We start from the raw sequence: 18,574 nt of genomic DNA, 5'->3' as shown, positions 1-18,574 counted from the left end.
CGAGCTACTCTCCTTTCAAGACTTTGGCTGGTTCAACGTAGATTGCACGCCGGGTAGGAACCACTGCCGCGACGGCAGCAACCAGCAACGATAGCACCAGCGTGAGCGGGAACACGGGTAAACGCAGCGAGATCGTCGCGTTGAAGACGGCCATCCCCAACACCTGTGCCAGCAAATAGCCCAATAGCAAACCGCATAACACAGCCGCCAGCGCGATGATGCCAGTTTCCGCCAGCATCTGCCGGATGATGTCTCGTCCGCTCGCACCCAGTGCTTTCTGTAGCGCAAATTCGCGGGCGCGTTCGCCGACAATCGCCATTAGCGTCGTGTTCACACACAGGGAAGACAGCACGAGAATCACCGCCGATACCAGCCCCATCAGCCCTTTAATTTTATTCAGCACCTGACCTTCCGACGCCGACACTTTCAGGATCGGGCGGATCTCCAGTTGCGGATACTGATGCTGGAGCTGGGCAGCGAAGCGATCGACCTGCCCCAGATCGTTGCTGACGCTCAACAACGCATTACTGATCGCGCCTTCTTTATCCAGCCACTTTTGTGCCAGTTCCAGATTCACGATCAGCATGTTGTCCGTCGCATCGCCGGATTCCACGATGCCTTTGATCTGCAACCGCTGCTTCCCGCCGTCGCCCACCAGCGTGATGCTATCGCCGACTTTGACGTTCAGCCGTTCCGCCAGCTTCACCCCGATCATGGCGTTACGGTCATCGAAGCTCACGCCAATCCAGTTACCCGTGACCTGCCAGTACGGTGCCAACTGCCGCAGCGATTCAAACCACACGCCCATCAGCACCACTTTCTCCAGCTCCGTACGCGCCATACCGTACAGATAAGGGCTGGCTGCATTGATCAACCCAGCGGGTGCGTTGTCGATAATCGGCTGAAACGTGCTTTGTGGAATCGTATTGCCCCGCGTCGGACCGAGGTAAAAATTCGCGCCAAAGGTGCGTAGCTCCTGACTCATCTTGGCGTTGATATCGAAATAGACCGCGGACATCGCCGTCACAATCGCCGCCCCGACCATCAGCGCCGCGAACACCACGCTGACGCGCTGCATACGCAGCCGCAGCGCGCGGAACACCAGCCGCCAGAACATGCTATTCATCCAGCCATTAGCGTCCATACAGCACCTCCACCGGATACAGTTTGGCGATTCGACGCGCCGGGAACCACGTTCCGATGATGGCGATCAGCATCGAGATCACCAGCACACAAGGGATAACAATCCACGCGAAACTCAGCGGTACGCCGAACAGCATAAGGCCAATGGCTTTCGCCAGCCCCCAGCCTGCGACGCAGCCCACGATTCCGCCAGCCAGCCCGCTCAGCGCCGCTTCGAGATAAAACAGCAGCATGATCTGCCACTGACGTGCCCCCAGCGCTTTCATCAACCCGATCTCTTTGGCTCGTTCCATGATGGTGCTGGTCATCAGCGAGGCAATTCCCATCGCTGCCGCCACCAGCGCGGCAAAGGTCACCACCGCAAGAAGCAGTTGGATCTTGTCGATCACCACGCCTTCCGAGGCGGCGACCTGCCAGATAGGACGCACCACTGAGCCAGAAATGGCTTCTTCCAACTGATGCGCAATCGAAGACACATACGCGGTGCAGTACCAGAGGTCATACTCTTCGGCATTCAGCGCTTCCAGATTTTCCCGCGCCCGCCGCGACAGTTCGTTTTCGGGCACGGTCAGCGCCGATACGCGAATCGCCTGAATTCTACCGGCTAACCCCAGTAGCGATTGCACTGTTGCCAGCGGCATCACCAGACGGCTTTCTTCATCACCGCCGCTGCTCAGAATGCCGCTCACCTCTACCGTTGTGCCCCCTTTTGCGCCGTGCAGCGCGAGTTTATCCCCGACTTTCCAGCCCGTTTGCGCCGCCAGCTGTTTTCCCACCAGCGTTTGCGCAACGTTGTCCGTCGTCACCGGTTCCTGCGGCCACTGCCCGGCCACCTGCCAGTATGGGCTCACGGTCATTTGTCCCGTGCGATAGTCTTCCTCATCCGGCACCGCGACAGGCTGAGAAAAGAAAGTGCCCAGCACGGCAACCGGCTGCCCCTTGATCTCAACATCACCGCTTAACAGCGGCGCAAAACCGACAATATTATTGCGCCAGAAGATATCTTTGATGTTCGGCAGCTCGGCCTCATCGAGGAAATCCTGCCCTTCCAGCGGATTACTGCGCTCGCCAAACAGCGCGGGTAGCGCCGCTTGTCCTGCTGGCTCAATCAGAATATTCGCGCCGTAGGATTTCAGCTCGCGCGCCATTTTGTCGCCAATGTCGATGGATACCGCCAGCAGCGCGGAGATCAACCCCGACGCCAAAAACACGGTCAGCACCGCCAGCGATTTACGCCGAATATTTCTGCGCCAGGACTGACGTAACAGTCGCCACAGCATGATTATTCCTCCTCAGCCTGCTCGCCCGTTGCCGCTTTGGCCGTGGCAAATTTCGCGGGACTTTCGCGGAAGCGGTTGTAGTTGGCTTCCGACGAGAAGAAGTACGTTTTACCGCCGTAGCGATATTTGTGTTCCGCACTCACGTTGGTGAGTTTGGAGCCATCAACCGGGTCGATAACCTCCATCGACACCACCGTCGAGAAGTAGTTAGTGCCTGCCGCCAGTGACGCGCGCCCAATCACCAGTTCGTTATCGTCGTTGCTCCATCCTTCAATCGGCACGGGATTACAGCCGCCCGCCTTCCCGATAGAAGGAATGAAGATATGCACGCCGCAGGCGACGCAAATCACCTGATTGCCTTCCATCACGTAGCCCTGATCGCCGCACAGCAAGCAGGCATCAAACACCACGCCAAGACGCAGGCGATCGGGATAACGGTTGATGATGAAAAAGCGCACGGCCTTGCCGTCATCGGCAATCCACACGAAGCGATGCAGTTTGCCATCACGCACTTGTTCAATCGGAATATGCACTTTGCCATCGGCCGCCAGCGTTACCGGCTGCGCTTCCGACAGACGAGGCGGCTGCGACGCAATCTTGTCCCAATAGAGTTGGGCCAGCACCACGACCAGCAGCGCTGTGATCGTCGCCAACAGCGTGCGGCGCAGCGTGCGATAGCCTGCCGTCGCTTTACGCTTCTCAATCGCCTCATGCGTGGCCAGCATCTGGCGGCGCGCATGCCGCAGCGGCCAAACCAGCCCGGCAGCCAACGCCGCCATGAACAACGCACTGAGGTAATTCAATAAATACGCGCTGTTGGTGACGTGTGCCACATAGCTCAGGCGCGGCTTGGTCAGCCCCAGCGCCTGTAACTTCATCAATAGCAGTAGCAGGTTGCCGCTTATCGGCAACAGCAGAAGCGTGAGCAGCAGAGCAAGAAGCGGCCAGCGCAGTAAACGAATGCGGCGCACGATCATGCCGCACAGCGCAGCACAGAACACCAGCCAGCCAAACGCCAGCAGCACGGCGCTGAAATTCAGCAGCAGATCGGTATTCACCACATGGGTGGTTGTCAGGGCAGTCAGATTGGGATCGTTGCCCCAATGCACCGCCGCGCCCACCACCATCAGCGCCTGCCACAGATAGCCAATACGCGGGTGGGAAAAACACTGACAGACAAGAAACAGGATCAAGGCCAGCGCCTGAAGCGCTGCAAAGCCCAGCAGAAACGCCTGCCCGTTAGGAAAATGTACGCCAATAAACGTGCCGGCAAACAGCGCCAGCAGCGTGATCCAGCCAAGCAGCCTGATTGTCGGCGTAGAACGATGGCTCCAGTTCAGCCCCAGCAATAGCGCTATCGGCAGGAAGGATTGGAGGGTCGTGATAAAGAAATAACTCATATACTCCCGTCACCTTTCAAGTTGCAGGTGCGTCGGTTTAATGTGATGCAAAATAGCATCCGTACACGAACCGAAAAATTGCCGCCTCTGTGGACAACGATAACGACCCACAGAGGCGTGAACATGACCGCGACAGAACATCGCGGACAGAAGACCTTATTCTAAGCCGACGTATTTGAAGTCAAAGCTGACATCAAACGGTTTCCACCAGCGGCCTACGCCCGTTTCACCATCGGTGTGACGATGCATACCGGCTTTTGATGGCGGGTCGATGTGGTAAGTCACTTTGTAGTTACCCACGCCCATCATTTTGATGTTCGCGCCGTAATGCGGGCCATCGCTGGCAACCATCGGCATGAATGTGCCTTCCTGCTTCGCACCGGTATCGGTGTTAGTAAGGGTGTAAGCGATGGTCAGGAACGGCATCCACTCACCGGCACCGAAGCCGTTTTTGTTGCCTTCAGCAGCGTGAATATCGGCTTCCAGATGGATGTCCGCTTTCGCAGCAGGCAGGCCCATCCCACGCGGTTCCATATCGATAGGTTGCAGATAAACAGCGGCAATTTCCATTTCGTTCATGGAAACAGGCTCACCCGCTGGATATTCTTTAAACGCCAGCGCGGCAGGCGCAGTGAAAATACCGGCAATAACGGCACCCGCAATCAGACTTTTTTGCATATTCATCAAACCCATCCTCATCTCAGTCGTCCCTCTTCGCTTAATTCGCTAAGCGATTGGGATTGTTATGTTTATTTGCTGCTCTTATTGCTTTCAGTATTAATTAATGTCGAATTTATTCTTTGTCAGACAGCAGACGCCCGGCGCCGCATCACCCACAGAGCGATTAACGCCGCGACCACCAGCACCCCCTGTGGAATCAGCGTTTCCACATAAGGATAAATCCCCAACCCGCTGATTTCCGGCACACCGGTCAGCAACGTCGGTTCAAACAGTTTGCCTTCGATCAGTTCCAGCACGCCTTTACCCGCGAACACAAACGCCATCAGGTACATAAAGCAGCCGGTAAACATGAAGAACGGCTTCAGCGGTAGTTTGACGATGGTGTAGCGCATCACGAAATAGGCGATCAACAGAACCACACAGCCGATGGCAAAACCGGCCAGAATGGAGAGGTGCCCCGCCATGTTGCTGGCATCGCCGACCAGCGCGTAATAAAACAGCACCGTCTCCGCGCCTTCGCGGTACACGGCCAGAAAGCTGGTGAGCCATAGGCCAATCAGGGAGCCGCTGCTTAGCGAATGGGACAGCTTGCCTTCGAGATAGGCCTTCCAGTGACGCGCTTCCACTTTGGACAACAGCCAGTAGCTCATGAAGAACAGCATCACGACGGCTATCAGCATCGTAATGCCTTCCAGCAGTTCACGGCTGGCACCGGAATTGGTGAACACGAGTTGGAAAATGACAGCGGTAATCACGCTACACAGCAGCGCGACGTAAACCGACTGGCGAATCAGCGGCAGCTTGTCCTGCTGATTGTTTTTCACCAGATAGGCCACGATCGCCGCCACAATCAGCAAGGCTTCCAGCCCTTCGCGCACAATAATCAGCAGGCTGTAGATCAACAGGCTCCAGTGGGTTTCGCCGCCGTCGCCCAGCATGGTGACCGCCTTCGCCAGTTCCTGCTGTAGCGCGTCGGCCTGCCCTTGCAGCTGTTCCGCCGGCTGTTTGGCGTTCATCAGGCTCACCAGACGGGTGAAATACCCTTCCAGCGTCGATTTGAACGCCGCATCGCGAGAACCAATTTTGTTCTCCATGCCGGTGGCTTCAAACAGATCGAAATAGGTATCCTGCACCGCCATGATGGCGGGTTTGACGTGACCCTGACGGTACTGCGCGATCGCAGCGGCAATGGCCTGATTGATATCGTCGGCGAGCTTCGCCCAGTTCGCGTCCGGCACGGCACCCGTATCGGCGTTCGCGGCAGGTGCTGCCGTGGCCTGCTGGCTATCGCGCGTTGTCGGCAATCCCGGCAAGACATCTTCGATATCCTGCAACAGCGTGGTGACCCGATAGGCAACATCTGTCAGTTGGTCGGGCTGACCGGCTAGGGTAATCAGCGCGGAGAATTGTTGATTAATAGAAGCCGCCTGCTGCGCTGAGCGATTCTGCCTGACCGACATCTCCATTTCAGAGTTTTTAAAACCCTGATAGTGCGCCTGCTGCACGCTCTGGCTGGCCTTTTTGTAATCGCCAGCCTGATATTCAGTCACGGCTTGAGCGAGCTGGTCATCGATGATTTTGAAACTCTGCTGCCAGTACGGCGCGATCTCCGCATTGTCATAGGCACCGTGCGGCTCCTGTGCGACCAGCTTGTGCCCTTCCGACAGCACGGGCAGAACGGCATCCAGCTCGCCCTTCAGCCAAGAGATTTTCGCCTGCACCTCGGTCTGCGGCTTTCCTTCGCCAATCATGCGGCGAATTTCACCGAAGGTCGCTTCCAACTGATAGCTTTTTTGCGCGGAAATGTTGATACGGATAGGGCCTTCAAGGTTTTCAAACACCTCAAAATAGGCCATCTGAACTTCGGTACGGGCATCATCCGGCTTTTGCTGCCCATAGAGCTGAGCCGTTTTATCCAGCCGGGTTTCGATATCTTGAATAAATGAGGCGTAATCGGTCGCAGCAACTGCCACGGAACAACTCAACAGCCAACACAACAACAGAAGCGTTTTTTGCCAGATAGACATAAGCGTGTGATGAAGCACAAATGATATTTATTCTTATTATCACTTTGATGCCGCCATCTGTCTTGATTTACGTCACGAAAATAGGAGCAACAACCACTTTAGTATGTAACAAATAATTTCTAACTTAACTTAGTGCCAAAAAATTCCGTTTTATTTCTATAACCCTAAAAAAGTACGGTTTTTCGATCTCAAAAACGGCAAAAAATCATCAATAAAATCTAGCAATAAATATACCAAATTTTTAAATTACTCATTTTAAGACTAGAGACCCCGTCTTAAAATAGTATTTCTTTACATTAGAACAGTCAGATTTACAGAGAAAAACACCATTTTTCCTCTGTAATCCAACGCATTATACGCGTCACGGTTAACGCGTTTCATCGATCATTTTTAGGCGATTACCCGCGAGCAACAGAACCGGAGAGATTCCTTTCCGCCCAGTTCGACGCCTGCCTCATGGGTTATCTTACGTTCAACGTCTGTCCCGTGTTTAACCCGCTACGGATCAGAATTTTTCCCATCCCTCACCGTTGCGCCCCTGTGCGGACAGTAACGGCGTGCTGCTCTGCCTCACCGCGGGATGCACAGGAGCAGCGATCGCTGGGCGGGAAAAAGACGTTGCCGGATCGCAATCCGACTCCAGATCGAACACATCCACCACAGCGGACAGCTCTCTGGTTTGTTCATCCAGACGGGCAGCCGCTTCGGCCGATTGCATCACCAACGACGCATTCTGCTGCGTGACGCTATCCATTTCGTGCACCGCCTGACTAATCTGCGTAATCCCGCGCGTTTGCTCATCCGTTGCCGCTGCAATTTCACCAATCAGATCGTTCACATGCGAAATGGAGGCAATAATTGCTGTCATCGCTTCACCAGACTGTCGAACCTGCCCTGCACCGGTTTCAACCCGTGAAACCGACTCAGCGATCAGCGCCTCAATCTCTTTCGCCGCCTGCGCACTGCGCTGTGCCAGCGTGCGAACCTCACCGGCTACCACGGCAAATCCTCGCCCTTGTTCACCTGCCCGCGCGGCTTCAACCGCCGCATTCAGCGCCAGAATATTGGTCTGAAACGCAATGCTGTTAATCACCGAGGTGATATCGGAAATTTGTCGGGAACTGGCGCTAATACCATCCATCGTCGTCATTACGTTGCTGCTGATATTCCCGCCTTTTTGCGCCGTATCCGCCGCATCCTTCGCCAGCTTACGCACCTGATGCACGTGTTCGGTCGTTTGCCGCACCGTGGAGCTAATCTCTTCCATACTGGCCGCCGTCTGCTGTAGTGCAGCAGCCTGCTGTTCCGTGCGGCTGGAAAGGTTATCGTTGCCATCCTTAATGCTCGACGTCCCGTTGTTGATTTCCGTCGTGCTCTGCCGGATGACTGTCACCGTATCACGCAAACTTTTCTGCAATTTCTTAATATCGGGAATCAATCGTCCCGCACAGTTCTTGCCAAATTCCGCCAGCTCACAGCCTAAGCGCCCCGCCGTCAACTGTGCCAAATGGGACTTGAGCACTGAAATCGGAATAACCAGATAGTTCCTCAAATAGTATTCCGTGAAAATCAACACGATGAGGCCAATCACCATCACAGCAATTAACGAATTACGGTTTTGGGTATTATGTTCATTCACGGCTGGAATCAACGAGGAGGCGGTAATGCTGTCCGAATAGCGTTTGACGCTTTCACCAAACGTCAGGCTAATAGGGGGATACACGGAGCGAAATATCTGGTGGAATCCTTCGTAATCATTACGTTGAAGTGCCGCATTCATCGGGTCGATGGAGGTCGAGATCAGGGTATTCCAGGTATTTTTCACCCCCTCAACCGTTGCCTGATCAACGCCAACGTGCTCTGCCGACTGGAATTTCTCCAGCGAGTCTTTGGTATTTTTTAGCGCAGTCCGTGCCATTTCCAACGTCTTTTTGCCGTTTTCGGGATCATCGTGCTGCAAATAATACACGGCCCTTTCCATGCGCGTTACCGCACGAAAATATTGATCGGAGCCATAAACCAGATGGGAATACGTTGTTCGCTGAGTCTCACTTTTATCGAGCAAGTTCGTAACCTGATAAAGCGAGTAAAGGCTAAATCCTGATGCTATTCCCCATACCACTAAAAGAGAAGCCACAATGATCAGCACCATTATTCTTATGCTGATGTTTCTTAGAAATTCCATAATGCACTCCGCGACGTTAACAAATATTTCCCGCCCGCACGCTCTGTCGGAAAAGTATTTACTTTTTACTCATGACGGTGCCGCCCGTTGTCTCGCGCCCTTATCCCACGCGATCTCACAGACGTTCTGGAATTCCCTGATTCATGTCCCATTAGATGGGAAATTAAGCTCAAAAAAATTAACGAATAGAATGCGTTATCTTCCTTGAGATGCCAATTTCCGTTGTGTTAAACAGCCGACAGGCATGGCTACCCCAGCCCAGTCGGTGGCACATAGAGTTAATATCGTCAAAAACAGTATAGGCATTAACGGATAAAGAGGATGAATACGCAGTCACGTTATTTTCCAGACGAATGTCCTATGGAAAAAGGTCGCGGCACTCAACACGTTAGGACGATTTATCATCGCCCTGAGCATGACCACGATCAGTAAATTAATTTTCTTTATCGGTGATTATCGAAGGTTAGATGACTGCATCAACAGCCTGCCGCAGGAATGCAGTTCTTACGATCCAAGACTCGGCTTTGGAGAATAATCATGCAGAAAGTGCTTACCGTCTGCCCGTATTGCGGGTCAGGCTGCAAAATTAACCTGCTGGTAGAGAACGGCAAAGTGGTTGGTGCAGAAGGCGCAAACGGCGTCACCAATGAAGGTGAGCTGTGCCTGAAAGGCTATTACGGCTGGGATTTTCTTAACGACACGAAAATTCTGACACCGCGTTTAAAGCAGCCGCTGATTCGACGTCAGAAAGGCTCGCCCTTTGAAGCCGTATCCTGGGATGAAGCTATCGACTTCGCCAGTTCCCGACTGAAAGCGATTAAAGAGAAGTACGGTGCCGAGTCGATTATGCACACGGGATCGTCACGCGGTCCCGGCAATGAAACCAATTATGTGATGCAGAAATTTGCCCGGGCGGTCACCGGGAATAATAACGTCGACTGCTGCGCCCGACTCTGCCACGGCCCTTCGGTTGCCGGGCTACAGGTGACGCTGGGCAACGGCGCAATGAGCAACTCTATCTGCGAAATCGAAAAAACCGACTGCATCCTGATTTTTGGCTACAACGCCGCAGACTCACACCCCATCGTGGCGCGTCGGATCCTGAAAGCCAAAGCACGCGGGGCAAAAATCATCGTGTGCGATCCGCGCCATATTGAAACCGCCCGCATCGCCGATCTGTGGCTGCCGTTGAAAAATGGCTCCAACATGGCATTGGTCAACGCGTTCGCTAACGTGCTGATTAATGAAGGCCACTACGATAAAGCGTACGTCGCCCGCCATACCGAAGGCTTCGAGGAATTCAGCAAGACCGTCGCGAAATACACGCCGGAGTATGTCGCTGACATCACCGGACTGTCGCCGAAATTGATTCGCGATGCGATGCGGATCTATGCCGCTGCGCCGTCCGCCACCATTCTATGGGGAATGGGCGTGACGCAGTGGGGTCAAGGCGTTGATGTGGTCAAAGGTTTGTCCGGCCTGGCGCTGCTGACCGGGAATCTGGGGCGTCCGAACGTTGGCGTCGGGCCGGTGCGTGGGCAAAACAATGTGCAGGGTGCTTGCGATATGGGAGCGCTGCCCAATATGTTCCCCGGTTATCAAAACGTCACGGATAAAGCGGTGCTGGCGAAATTTGCCGATGCCTGGGGCGTACCTGAACTCTCCGACAAAATCGGCTACTCACTGACCGATCTCCCGCACAAGATAAAAGAAGGGAAGATCCGAGCCAATTACGTGATGGGCGAAGATCCGCTGCAAACCGAGCCGGATCTGTCGATGCTGCGCGATGCGTTCAACGAGCTGGAGTTGCTGATCGTGCAGGACATCTTCATGACCAAAACCGCTGCGATTGCCGATGTGATTTTACCCGCAACCTCCTGGGGCGAGCACGAAGGGGTCTATACCGCCGCCGACCGAGGATTCCAGCGCTTTTATAAAGCCGTGGAACCGCAGGGCGATGTGAAACCCGACTGGGAAATCATCAGCCTGATGGCTACAGCGCTCGGCTATCCGATGCACTATAACAACACGCAGGAGATCTGGGACGAGCTGCGAGCACTCTGCCCGCTGTATTACGGCGCAACCTACGAGAAAATGGAGGGACTGGGCTATGTGCCGTGGCCGTGTCCAACGGAAGACAGCCCCGGCACGCCATGGCTGTACGCCGGTAATCACTTCGATCGTCCCGGCGGGAAAGGCTTACTGCTCACGGCCGAATGGCGACCGCCGATGGAGCTGGTGGATGAGGATTACCCGCTGGTCTTGTGCACCGTGCGCGAAGTTGGCCATTACTCCTGCCGTTCCATGACGGGCAACTGCACCGCATTACAAACGCTGGCGGATGAACCGGGCTACGTGCAGGTTAGCCCCTATGACGCTGAGCGTTTAGGCATCCACGATCAGCAGCTAGCCTGGATCTCGTCGCGACGCGGCAAAGTGATCTCACGCGTTTCCGTCAGCGAGCGCATCAATAAAGGTGCCGTCTATATGACCTACCAATGGTGGATCGGTGCCTGCAATGAACTAACTCTGGATCATCTCGATCCGGTATCTAAAACGCCGGAATACAAACACTGCGCCGTTAAGCTGGAAGCCATCGACGATCAGCAGGCAGCAGAGAACTATGTACAACAAGAATACAGCCACTTGAAAGATCGGCTGCGCAGCACCGCAGAAAACGTCAGTTAATCTCCCTTACCTAAGCCGCCGCGAACCTCAGCCGTCAGGTAAAAACCGTGGCGGCTTAGGAAAATACATACTCTAAATAATTCGAGTTTCAGGAAGGCGCGGCAAGAGAAGGAATCCCGATGAGCTTACTCAGGTAAGTGATTCGGGTGACTGACAAATCTGCCAAGGCAGATTTGAACGCTGCTTGCAGCGGCCCCAACGGGGCGAGGTGCACGCCAGTGCGCCGAGTATCGTAGCCAACGCACATGCAACTTGAAGTATGACGAGTATAGATGGTTTAGACACCGTTTAATCTTCTTCACCGATAATGCCTTTATTCCCCGCCTCATCTTGTAAAATTTCATTAATGAATACGGATAAATTTCCGTTAATCGATAATAAACCTCTACGCACACCTTAAATTTTCACATCTCTGTTTATCTTTTAAAATTATGTTGGTTCTCACCGTCCTCCCCTCCGCCCAATTGTTTTTTATTCCAATTTAGCGCAATTTGCGTTTCATTTTACAATGCTTTAATTTGTTTTTAACAAAAAGAGCCCCTTGTAGCGACAGTGATCAAGTCGATTAAAATAATTACTAAACAATCGGTTAGATGGACGCTGGCGGGGATAAAAGGAATATTATTGCTCATATAGAGGTCGTTTATGTTATCGATTACCGTTATCTTATCGCTCCCTCATTATCTGTCCTTTATTATTCGTATCGACCCTGGAAGCTAATCCCCGCCTTTCATTCGTATTCCTCTGAACGTCTCTGACGTCGGGAAATAACCTAATTTCATCCCTTTCGATAGGCAGTTATAAAAAACTGCACGGCTTTTTGTACCCCAAATTCGCCGAAAGAAAGGCAGTAAGTTATTCAGAATATAATAAAAAACAGGAGATTCACTGTGCTCACTATTCTCGGTTTCTCTATGGTCATCTGCTTTATGTACCTGATCATGACCAAGCGGATGTCTGCGCTGATCGCGCTGATTCTTGTCCCTACGCTGTTCGCACTGGCCGCCGGTTTCTATCAGGGGCTGGGGGCGATGATGCTGGACGGCATCAAAACGCTGGCACCAACCGGCGTTATGCTGACGTTTTCTATTCTCTACTTCGGCATTATGATCGATGCGGGGCTGTTCGATCCGCTGGTGCGCTTCATTCTCCGTCTGGTTAAAGGCGATCCGCTGAAAGTGTTGGTCGGCACCGCCGTGTTAACCTTGATGGTAGCGCTGGACGGTGACAGTACGACGACCTATATGATCGCGATTGCCGCATTCCTGCCGCTCTATCAGCGGTTGGGGATGAGCGTGCTCGGATTGACCTGTCTGGTTAACATCGCCAGCGGCGTGATGAACCTTTCCCCCTGGGGTGGCCCGACAGCGCGTGCCGCCGCCGCATTGCGCGTTGATGCACTGGACGTTTTCCTCCCCATGCTCCCGGCAATTGTTTTAGCCAGCCTGACTCTGGTCGGCGTCGCCGTGTTTCTGGGTCTACAGGAGCGCAAACGGCTGGGGATCATTGATGTCAGCAACTTCCAGAATGCGTCGATCAATCTGGGCAACGGCAGCGACGAAGAAAGCGATGCCAACCGCCGCCCTAAAATGTTCTGGCCTAACTTTATTCTGACCACCCTGCTGCTGGTGTTTCTGGTGATCGGGATTCTGCCTATTCAGGTGCTGTTTATGGTCGGCTTCGCTATCGCCGTCATGCTCAACTATCCCAAGCTGGAGGAGCAAAAAGCGCGGATCGGCTCACACGCCGCTAACGTGCTCGCGGTGACATCGCTTATTTTCGCCGCGGGGATTTTCACCGGGATTTTATCCGGTACGGGCATGGTGGATGCCATGGCGAAGAGCCTGTTGCAGGTGATACCAGAAAGTTTCGGCCCGTATCTCGCGGTGTTCACCGCGCTCATTAGCCTGCCGTTTACTTTTTTGATGTCCAACGACGCGTTCTATTTCGGAATCTTACCGGTTATCGCCCAGACGGCGGTCAACTATGGTATTACCCCAGAGGAGATCGCCCGTGCGTCGATTGTCGGCCAGCCGTTCCACCTGCTCAGCCCGCTGGTGCCGTCGCTCTACCTGCTGGTCAGTCTGGCAAAAGTGGACATCGGCGATCACCAACGCTTTGCAATCAAATGGGCGATTTTTGTCAGCCTGTCGCTGCTGGTCGGTGGTATTGTCTTCGGCGCATTTCCGTTCTATCACCAGTAAAACAGGATTGCTCCGGCCAAGCCGGAGCATGCTCTGCTGGCAGGCAAGCCGTACTGACAAGAACATAAAGATTCTCCGTAATACCCTAAACGACATAGCAGGATAGCCATGGCTTTAACTCCCCTACAGACAAGGATTGTCAGACAGATTGTCGCCTATATTCGCCGCGAGCAGCTGCCGCCCGGTGCTCATCTGATCGAATCGTCGCTGGCGCAGGTATTGAACGCCTCGCGCACGCCAGTCAAGGTCGCGCTGCTGTATCTGACGGAAAAAGGCATGCTGCATTACCACCGTAACCGGGGGTTTTATCTTGACCGCCATGCCCATGAATTAGGGCATTTGGTCACCGAATTAGCCGCCAGCAGCGAAGAACCGCTCTACCGAAAGATTGTCGATATGCGCCTCTCTCGTCGGTTACCAGAGCAGTTTTCAGAAGTGGATCTGATGCGAGAATGTCAGGTGTCCCGCTCCGTACTGCGTAACGTTCTGACGCGTATTCAACAGGAAGGTTGGCTGGAGTTCCGCACGGGTCAAGGCTGGCGAACCACGCCGATTATCGATTCCGTCACGGCCTATGAGGAAAGTTTTACGTTCCGCCTGCTGGTCGAGCCGCTTAGTCTGCTGTCGCCGCAGTTTCGTATCGATCAGCACACGCTCAACGCCTGCCGTAAGCAACAAGAAGACATTCTCAATGGGGGTTACCTGACGCTCACACCGCATGAAATGTTCGATGCCAATACACACTTTCATGAAACGCTGCTTGCCTGTAGTGGCAACCGTTTCGCCCACCATAGCTTGCAACGAATCAATCAGTTACGGCGTCTGGTGGAATATCGACAAGGGAGTCCAGCCTTCAATCCCAAGCGATTGGAACAGATTGCAGAACATCTGGCGATTCTGGATTTCCTGCAACGGGGAGAGGTCGAAACAGCGGCAGACTGGATGAAAAAGCATCTGGAAAAAGCGTGCCACGATAAAGTCAGCATCGATCTTTTTCGGTGAAATAACCAACAGCGAGGTCTCAAATCATCAGTAACATATGTTTAAAAAATAAAAAACACCATTTTAAACACCCTAAATGCCCAGGAAGTTACAAATAGAAACACATAGAACAATAATTAAACTTCCCATCAACAACAAGAAAAGTGAAACCTATAACATAAAAACAAAGTCACGTTTTAAATAATTAAAAAATTAATATTTTTATAAAATGGTATGTATATAAAGTTTTCGTTAATTGTACTTTTATTTTTACTTAATCTTTAAGTAATTCACCATCTGTTTTATTGATGTATAGCCACCTGTCATTAGCAACACTACTTCAACACCTTATTCCATCTACCTTTACCCGCGATAAAATGAAATAAGTTACTGTTTAATAATGAATTAATGAAAATTTCACGATTTACGCAATCTGCGTATCACATCCCTATTTATCATTACAAGCGACATGGACATGCATTTTTCGCATGACAAGGATCACAATTACATAACAATCCGCAGAAAAAAAATGTAAAAAGCAAGAATCGTTGTAATATCGGCGGGCAGACACAACACCCCAATAACAGGTTCGGGTGAGGGATTGGTGTATTCAGGGAAAACACCAGCCATCACGCTGGCAATAATATTGTGTTGTCTGAATCAATTCATCAACATGAGGTTTATATGCAAAGGCAGAAGTTACTTGTACAGATAGTCTTGGCTATCGTCCTGGGAATATTAATCGGCTGGGCTTGCCATCAATATCTTGACGGCAGTCGAGCAAAAGAAGTCGCATCTTATTTCAACATGGTTACCGATATCTTCCTGCGCCTGATTAAAATGATCATCGCGCCACTGGTCTTCGCTACGCTGGTTTCCGGCCTGGCAAGCATGGGAGGAAACTCTTCTGCCGTTGGTCGTATCGGTATGAAAGCGATGATCTGGTTTGTCAGCGCTTCGTTCATTTCCCTGCTCATCGGTATGGTCTTCGCCAACCTGTTCCAACCTGGCGCAGGCATGAATCTCGAAATCCCCGCACAGCACGTTGCGACAGGTCTGAACACCGACAGCTTTACGCTTAAGAGCTTCATCAGCCATATCTTCCCGAAAAGTATCGTCGAAGCGATGGCAAACAATGAGATCCTGCAAATTCTGGTGTTCTCTCTGTTCTTCGGCTCCGCGCTTGCCTATGTCAAAGGCAAAAACAAGCACGCGACCACAATCATTTCCATGATCGAAGAACTGACCAAAGTGATGTTCCGCGTGACCGACTACGTGATGGCGCTGGCCCCTATTGCTGTCTTTGCCGCAATCGCTTCCGCGATTACCACGCAAGGTCTGGGCCTGCTTTACGACTTCGGTAAACTGATCGGTGAGTTCTACCTCGGTCTGGCCGTACTGTGGGGCGTTCTGTTCCTGGTTGGCTACCTGTTCCTGGGCAAAGCCATCGTTAGGCTGGCGAAGCTAATCCGTGAACCGACCATGCTAGCTTTCGCTACGGCGAGCAGCGAATCGGCTTATCCGAAAACCATGGAAGCGCTGACAAAATTCGGCGTGCCGAAAAAAGTCACCAGCTTTGTGCTGCCGCTCGGTTACTCATTCAACCTCGACGGTTCTATGATGTACCAGTCCTTTGCGATTCTGTTTATCGCACAGGCTTACAACATCGACCTGAGCTTGACTGAGCAAATCCTGATCTTGCTGACGCTGATGATCACCAGTAAAGGGATGGCTGGCGTAGCGCGTGCCTCTATCGTGGTAGTTGCCGCAACGCTGCCGATGTTCAGCCTGCCAGAAGCCGGTATCCTGCTGATTATCGGTATCGACCAGTTCCTGGATATGGGCCGTACTGCAACTAACGTCATCGGTAACAGTATCTCTACCGCCGTTGTGGCCAGTCTGGAAAAAGACATCCACGATGATGAGGAAGAAGCTACCGACGTCGTCGTCGCCTATAAGGAACCTCAGCAGGCTACGCAAAATAGCTAATGCTGCGTGAGTGAATACATCACCAATAGCGGCCTTCGGGCCGCTATTTTTTTATCTCTCGTTGCCTGCCCACATTTCGTTTCATCATCTGTATGGTCACGACGCTTAGAGTCCAGACGCCGATGACAGCCCTTTCATGTAGCGCCAGAATTTCTCAGAAGCCACATTCAACCGCGCATCGAGGCGATACAGATAAACCCCCATGCGGATCACGGCATTTTCCATGCTCAGGATCGTCAGCTCTTTGTTTCTCAGCTCTTCCTGAATGGAATAGTCTGGCAGCCAGGCAATACCATAACCTTTCTTCGTCATACGTTTGAGCAAGTCGCTCATGGAAGAGACGAAATTGACCGTAAACTTATCGCTGTCGACACTGGATAAGTAGCGGCTGACCTGACGCCCCATGTAGCTCGTCTCGGTATAGTTGAGTAGCGGCACCGATGAGGCGCTGACATCAAACAGCGGCTTCCCAGCACTATCACACGCGCAGACCGGATAAAGACGGGATTCCAGGATCTTCTCATGCATGAAGGGCTCCCCCATCAGATCCTCATTGTAGAATGAGAAAATGAAGTCACTGCGCCCTTCTTTGAGATTCAGTACCGCCTCATCGACATCGATCGATTCGACATAAAAGATTTTTTCCTGCGGATCAGGCACGTCTTTTAACAGCTCCGGCATGATGAAGACCGACAGCGAATGCGCCGCGGCGATGGTGATCTTATTCTTGTAATTGTCCCCGCCGTGCAGCTTATTGAGCTGATACTCTAAATCATCCAACGTATTGCGGATATAGGCGTGGAACACGCGCCCCTGCTCGGTTAACTGTAGCGGTAACGCGCTACGGTCGAAAATATCAAAGCCAACCGCCGCTTCCAGCGCCTGAATTCGCCGACTGAATGAGGACTGAGAAATATTCCGCTTCTCGGCAGCCAGCGTAAAACTCCGGTGTTCTTCCAGCACGATAAAATCATACAGCCACTTGGTTTCGATATTATTCAGCATCACCCCTCACTCAAAACGCGCAGCGTCATATTTTCGTTCCCTATGCCAACGTTCTATATCTGCAACGGCCTACATCGCCAATAAAGCAATTGCCCACTATACACCGTTAAAATCAATAAAAGCATAGGGATGCTAATAGTTATGCAAATCCCACATAGCAGATGGGAATTTAGCAATTCACATTGCCGAACAGTATGCGATTATCCTTTTAATTTCATAATGCTACAGGGTAAACAGCATGAACAGTCTCGTGGGAATTCTTGGTGGTATGGGGCCAGGTGCTACCGTTGATGCGATGCAAAAGCTGATCAAAAACACGCCAGCGTATCGGGATCAAGACCATATTCCGATGATTGCGGTGTCTATTCCTGATATCCCTGATAGAACGAAATGCATTCTCCAGCACAGCGCGTCGCCGCTGGATAAAATGCTGCAATATATGAAAATTCTCGAAAACGCGGGCGCTGAATGCATCATTATCCCGTGCAATACCGCGCACTATTGGTTTAATGACTTAAAAAAGCAGTGCCGTGCAGAAATGATCAGCATTATTGATGTGACCTGTCAGGCGATTAAGCATGCCAACACCACACGCGTCGGCCTATTGGCGACGACGGCGACGGTGAAAGCGAGAATTTATCAGGACAACCTGATTACCGATAATGTTGAGTGCTACACGCCGGATGATGCAGACCAACACCAGGTAATGGAAAGCATCTACGCGTATAAATCCGGTGATATCGCCGGAGCCTATAGCCTATTGTCACCGGTAAAAGATCGCCTGTTGCAGGCTGGCGTTGAGAAAATTATTCTGGGTTGTACCGAGCTTCCCCTGATTCTGGAGCAAGAAGTTAAAACGTCACCACAGCACTATGTCGATGCAACGGAAGAGTTAATTAAGAAAACGGTCGAGTGGTATTTTACCCACAGCCCGAGAAATGATATTGCCGCCTGATGCGCCGTTTCCGACAGATAACGGGCCCAGTGAAAT

Annotated in this window: 12 protein-coding genes; 5 read left to right on the top strand and 7 right to left on the bottom strand. The window is 52.2% G+C overall.

Features of this window, described 5'->3' with window-relative positions:
- Positions 1-4: 4 nt before the first annotated feature.
- From H0248_RS16260 to H0248_RS16235, 6 genes are all read right to left on the bottom strand, one after another.
- On the bottom strand, positions 5-1,144 hold the full coding sequence (locus H0248_RS16260; RefSeq protein WP_308415669.1) for an ABC transporter permease: 1,140 nt from the start codon (positions 1,142-1,144) through the stop codon (positions 5-7).
- Complete coding sequence (locus tag H0248_RS16255; protein WP_180786693.1) at positions 1,134-2,423, bottom strand: ABC transporter permease; 1,290 nt, start codon at positions 2,421-2,423, stop codon at positions 1,134-1,136. The genes H0248_RS16260 and H0248_RS16255 overlap by 11 nt, the downstream gene beginning before the upstream one ends.
- Positions 2,424-2,425: 2 nt before the next feature.
- On the bottom strand, positions 2,426-3,823 hold the full coding sequence (locus H0248_RS16250) for a Fe-S-containing protein (protein WP_180786692.1): 1,398 nt from the start codon (positions 3,821-3,823) through the stop codon (positions 2,426-2,428).
- Positions 3,824-3,979: 156 nt separating this feature from the next.
- Positions 3,980-4,507: an iron transporter gene (locus H0248_RS16245; RefSeq protein WP_010285198.1), complete on the bottom strand. Its 528-nt coding sequence runs from the start codon at positions 4,505-4,507 to the stop codon at positions 3,980-3,982.
- A gap of 119 nt (positions 4,508-4,626) precedes the next feature.
- Positions 4,627-6,531 carry an FTR1 family iron permease gene (locus tag H0248_RS16240; RefSeq protein WP_180786691.1) on the bottom strand — a complete coding sequence of 635 codons (1,905 nt, stop codon included), beginning with the start codon at positions 6,529-6,531 and terminating at the stop codon, positions 4,627-4,629.
- Between the two features lie 505 nt (positions 6,532-7,036).
- Positions 7,037-8,716, bottom strand: coding sequence for a methyl-accepting chemotaxis protein (locus H0248_RS16235; RefSeq protein ID WP_180786690.1), 1,680 nt, complete (start codon positions 8,714-8,716; stop codon positions 7,037-7,039).
- Positions 8,717-9,253: 537 nt separating this feature from the next.
- On the opposite strand from H0248_RS16235, the gene fdhF reads away from it, so the two are divergent.
- The 4 genes from fdhF (at position 9,254) to H0248_RS16215 (ending at position 16,578) form a co-directional block, all read left to right on the top strand.
- On the top strand, positions 9,254-11,404 hold the full coding sequence (fdhF, locus tag H0248_RS16230; RefSeq protein WP_110162660.1) for a formate dehydrogenase subunit alpha: 2,151 nt from the start codon (positions 9,254-9,256) through the stop codon (positions 11,402-11,404).
- Positions 11,405-12,294: 890 nt separating this feature from the next.
- On the top strand, positions 12,295-13,608 hold the full coding sequence (locus H0248_RS16225; RefSeq protein WP_039311989.1) for a CitMHS family transporter: 1,314 nt from the start codon (positions 12,295-12,297) through the stop codon (positions 13,606-13,608).
- A 108-nt stretch (positions 13,609-13,716) separates the two neighbouring features.
- Complete coding sequence (locus tag H0248_RS16220) at positions 13,717-14,610, top strand: GntR family transcriptional regulator (protein WP_180786689.1); 894 nt, start codon at positions 13,717-13,719, stop codon at positions 14,608-14,610.
- Between the two features lie 663 nt (positions 14,611-15,273).
- Positions 15,274-16,578: a dicarboxylate/amino acid:cation symporter gene (locus H0248_RS16215; protein ID WP_180786688.1), complete on the top strand. Its 1,305-nt coding sequence runs from the start codon at positions 15,274-15,276 to the stop codon at positions 16,576-16,578.
- A 105-nt stretch (positions 16,579-16,683) separates the two neighbouring features.
- On the opposite strand, the gene hypT is transcribed toward H0248_RS16215, so the two are convergent.
- Complete coding sequence (gene hypT / locus H0248_RS16210) at positions 16,684-17,583, bottom strand: hypochlorite stress DNA-binding transcriptional regulator HypT (RefSeq protein ID WP_180786687.1); 900 nt, start codon at positions 17,581-17,583, stop codon at positions 16,684-16,686.
- 238 nt (positions 17,584-17,821) lie between these two features.
- On the opposite strand from hypT, the gene H0248_RS16205 reads away from it, so the two are divergent.
- Positions 17,822-18,538 carry an aspartate/glutamate racemase family protein gene (locus H0248_RS16205; RefSeq protein ID WP_180786686.1) on the top strand — a complete coding sequence of 239 codons (717 nt, stop codon included), beginning with the start codon at positions 17,822-17,824 and terminating at the stop codon, positions 18,536-18,538.
- The last annotated feature ends 36 nt before the right edge of the window (positions 18,539-18,574 follow it).

This window comes from Pectobacterium brasiliense (genome assembly GCF_013449685.1).
In the GTDB taxonomy this organism is placed as follows: Bacteria; Pseudomonadota; Gammaproteobacteria; order Enterobacterales; family Enterobacteriaceae; genus Pectobacterium; species Pectobacterium brasiliense_A.
The sequence above is the reverse complement of the archived record's forward strand: the minus strand, read 5'-3'. Positions and strand labels throughout refer to the sequence as shown.

What these genes read in the sequence shown, in the direction of transcription:
- H0248_RS16250 (WP_180786692.1), bottom strand. Translation starts at nt 3,823, where the DNA reads ATGAGTTATTTCTTTATCACGACCCTCCAATCCTTCCTGCCGATAGCG.
- H0248_RS16245 (WP_010285198.1), bottom strand. Translation starts at nt 4,507, where the DNA reads ATGAATATGCAAAAAAGTCTGATTGCGGGTGCCGTTATTGCCGGTATT.
- H0248_RS16205 (WP_180786686.1), top strand. Translation starts at nt 17,822, where the DNA reads ATGAACAGTCTCGTGGGAATTCTTGGTGGTATGGGGCCAGGTGCTACC.
- H0248_RS16255 (WP_180786693.1), bottom strand. Translation starts at nt 2,423, where the DNA reads ATGCTGTGGCGACTGTTACGTCAGTCCTGGCGCAGAAATATTCGGCGT.
- fdhF (WP_110162660.1), top strand. Translation starts at nt 9,254, where the DNA reads ATGCAGAAAGTGCTTACCGTCTGCCCGTATTGCGGGTCAGGCTGCAAA.
- H0248_RS16220 (WP_180786689.1), top strand. Translation starts at nt 13,717, where the DNA reads ATGGCTTTAACTCCCCTACAGACAAGGATTGTCAGACAGATTGTCGCC.
- H0248_RS16260 (WP_308415669.1), bottom strand. Translation starts at nt 1,144, where the DNA reads ATGGACGCTAATGGCTGGATGAATAGCATGTTCTGGCGGCTGGTGTTC.
- H0248_RS16240 (WP_180786691.1), bottom strand. Translation starts at nt 6,531, where the DNA reads ATGTCTATCTGGCAAAAAACGCTTCTGTTGTTGTGTTGGCTGTTGAGT.
- hypT (WP_180786687.1), bottom strand. Translation starts at nt 17,583, where the DNA reads ATGCTGAATAATATCGAAACCAAGTGGCTGTATGATTTTATCGTGCTG.
- H0248_RS16215 (WP_180786688.1), top strand. Translation starts at nt 15,274, where the DNA reads ATGCAAAGGCAGAAGTTACTTGTACAGATAGTCTTGGCTATCGTCCTG.
- H0248_RS16235 (WP_180786690.1), bottom strand. Translation starts at nt 8,716, where the DNA reads ATGGAATTTCTAAGAAACATCAGCATAAGAATAATGGTGCTGATCATT.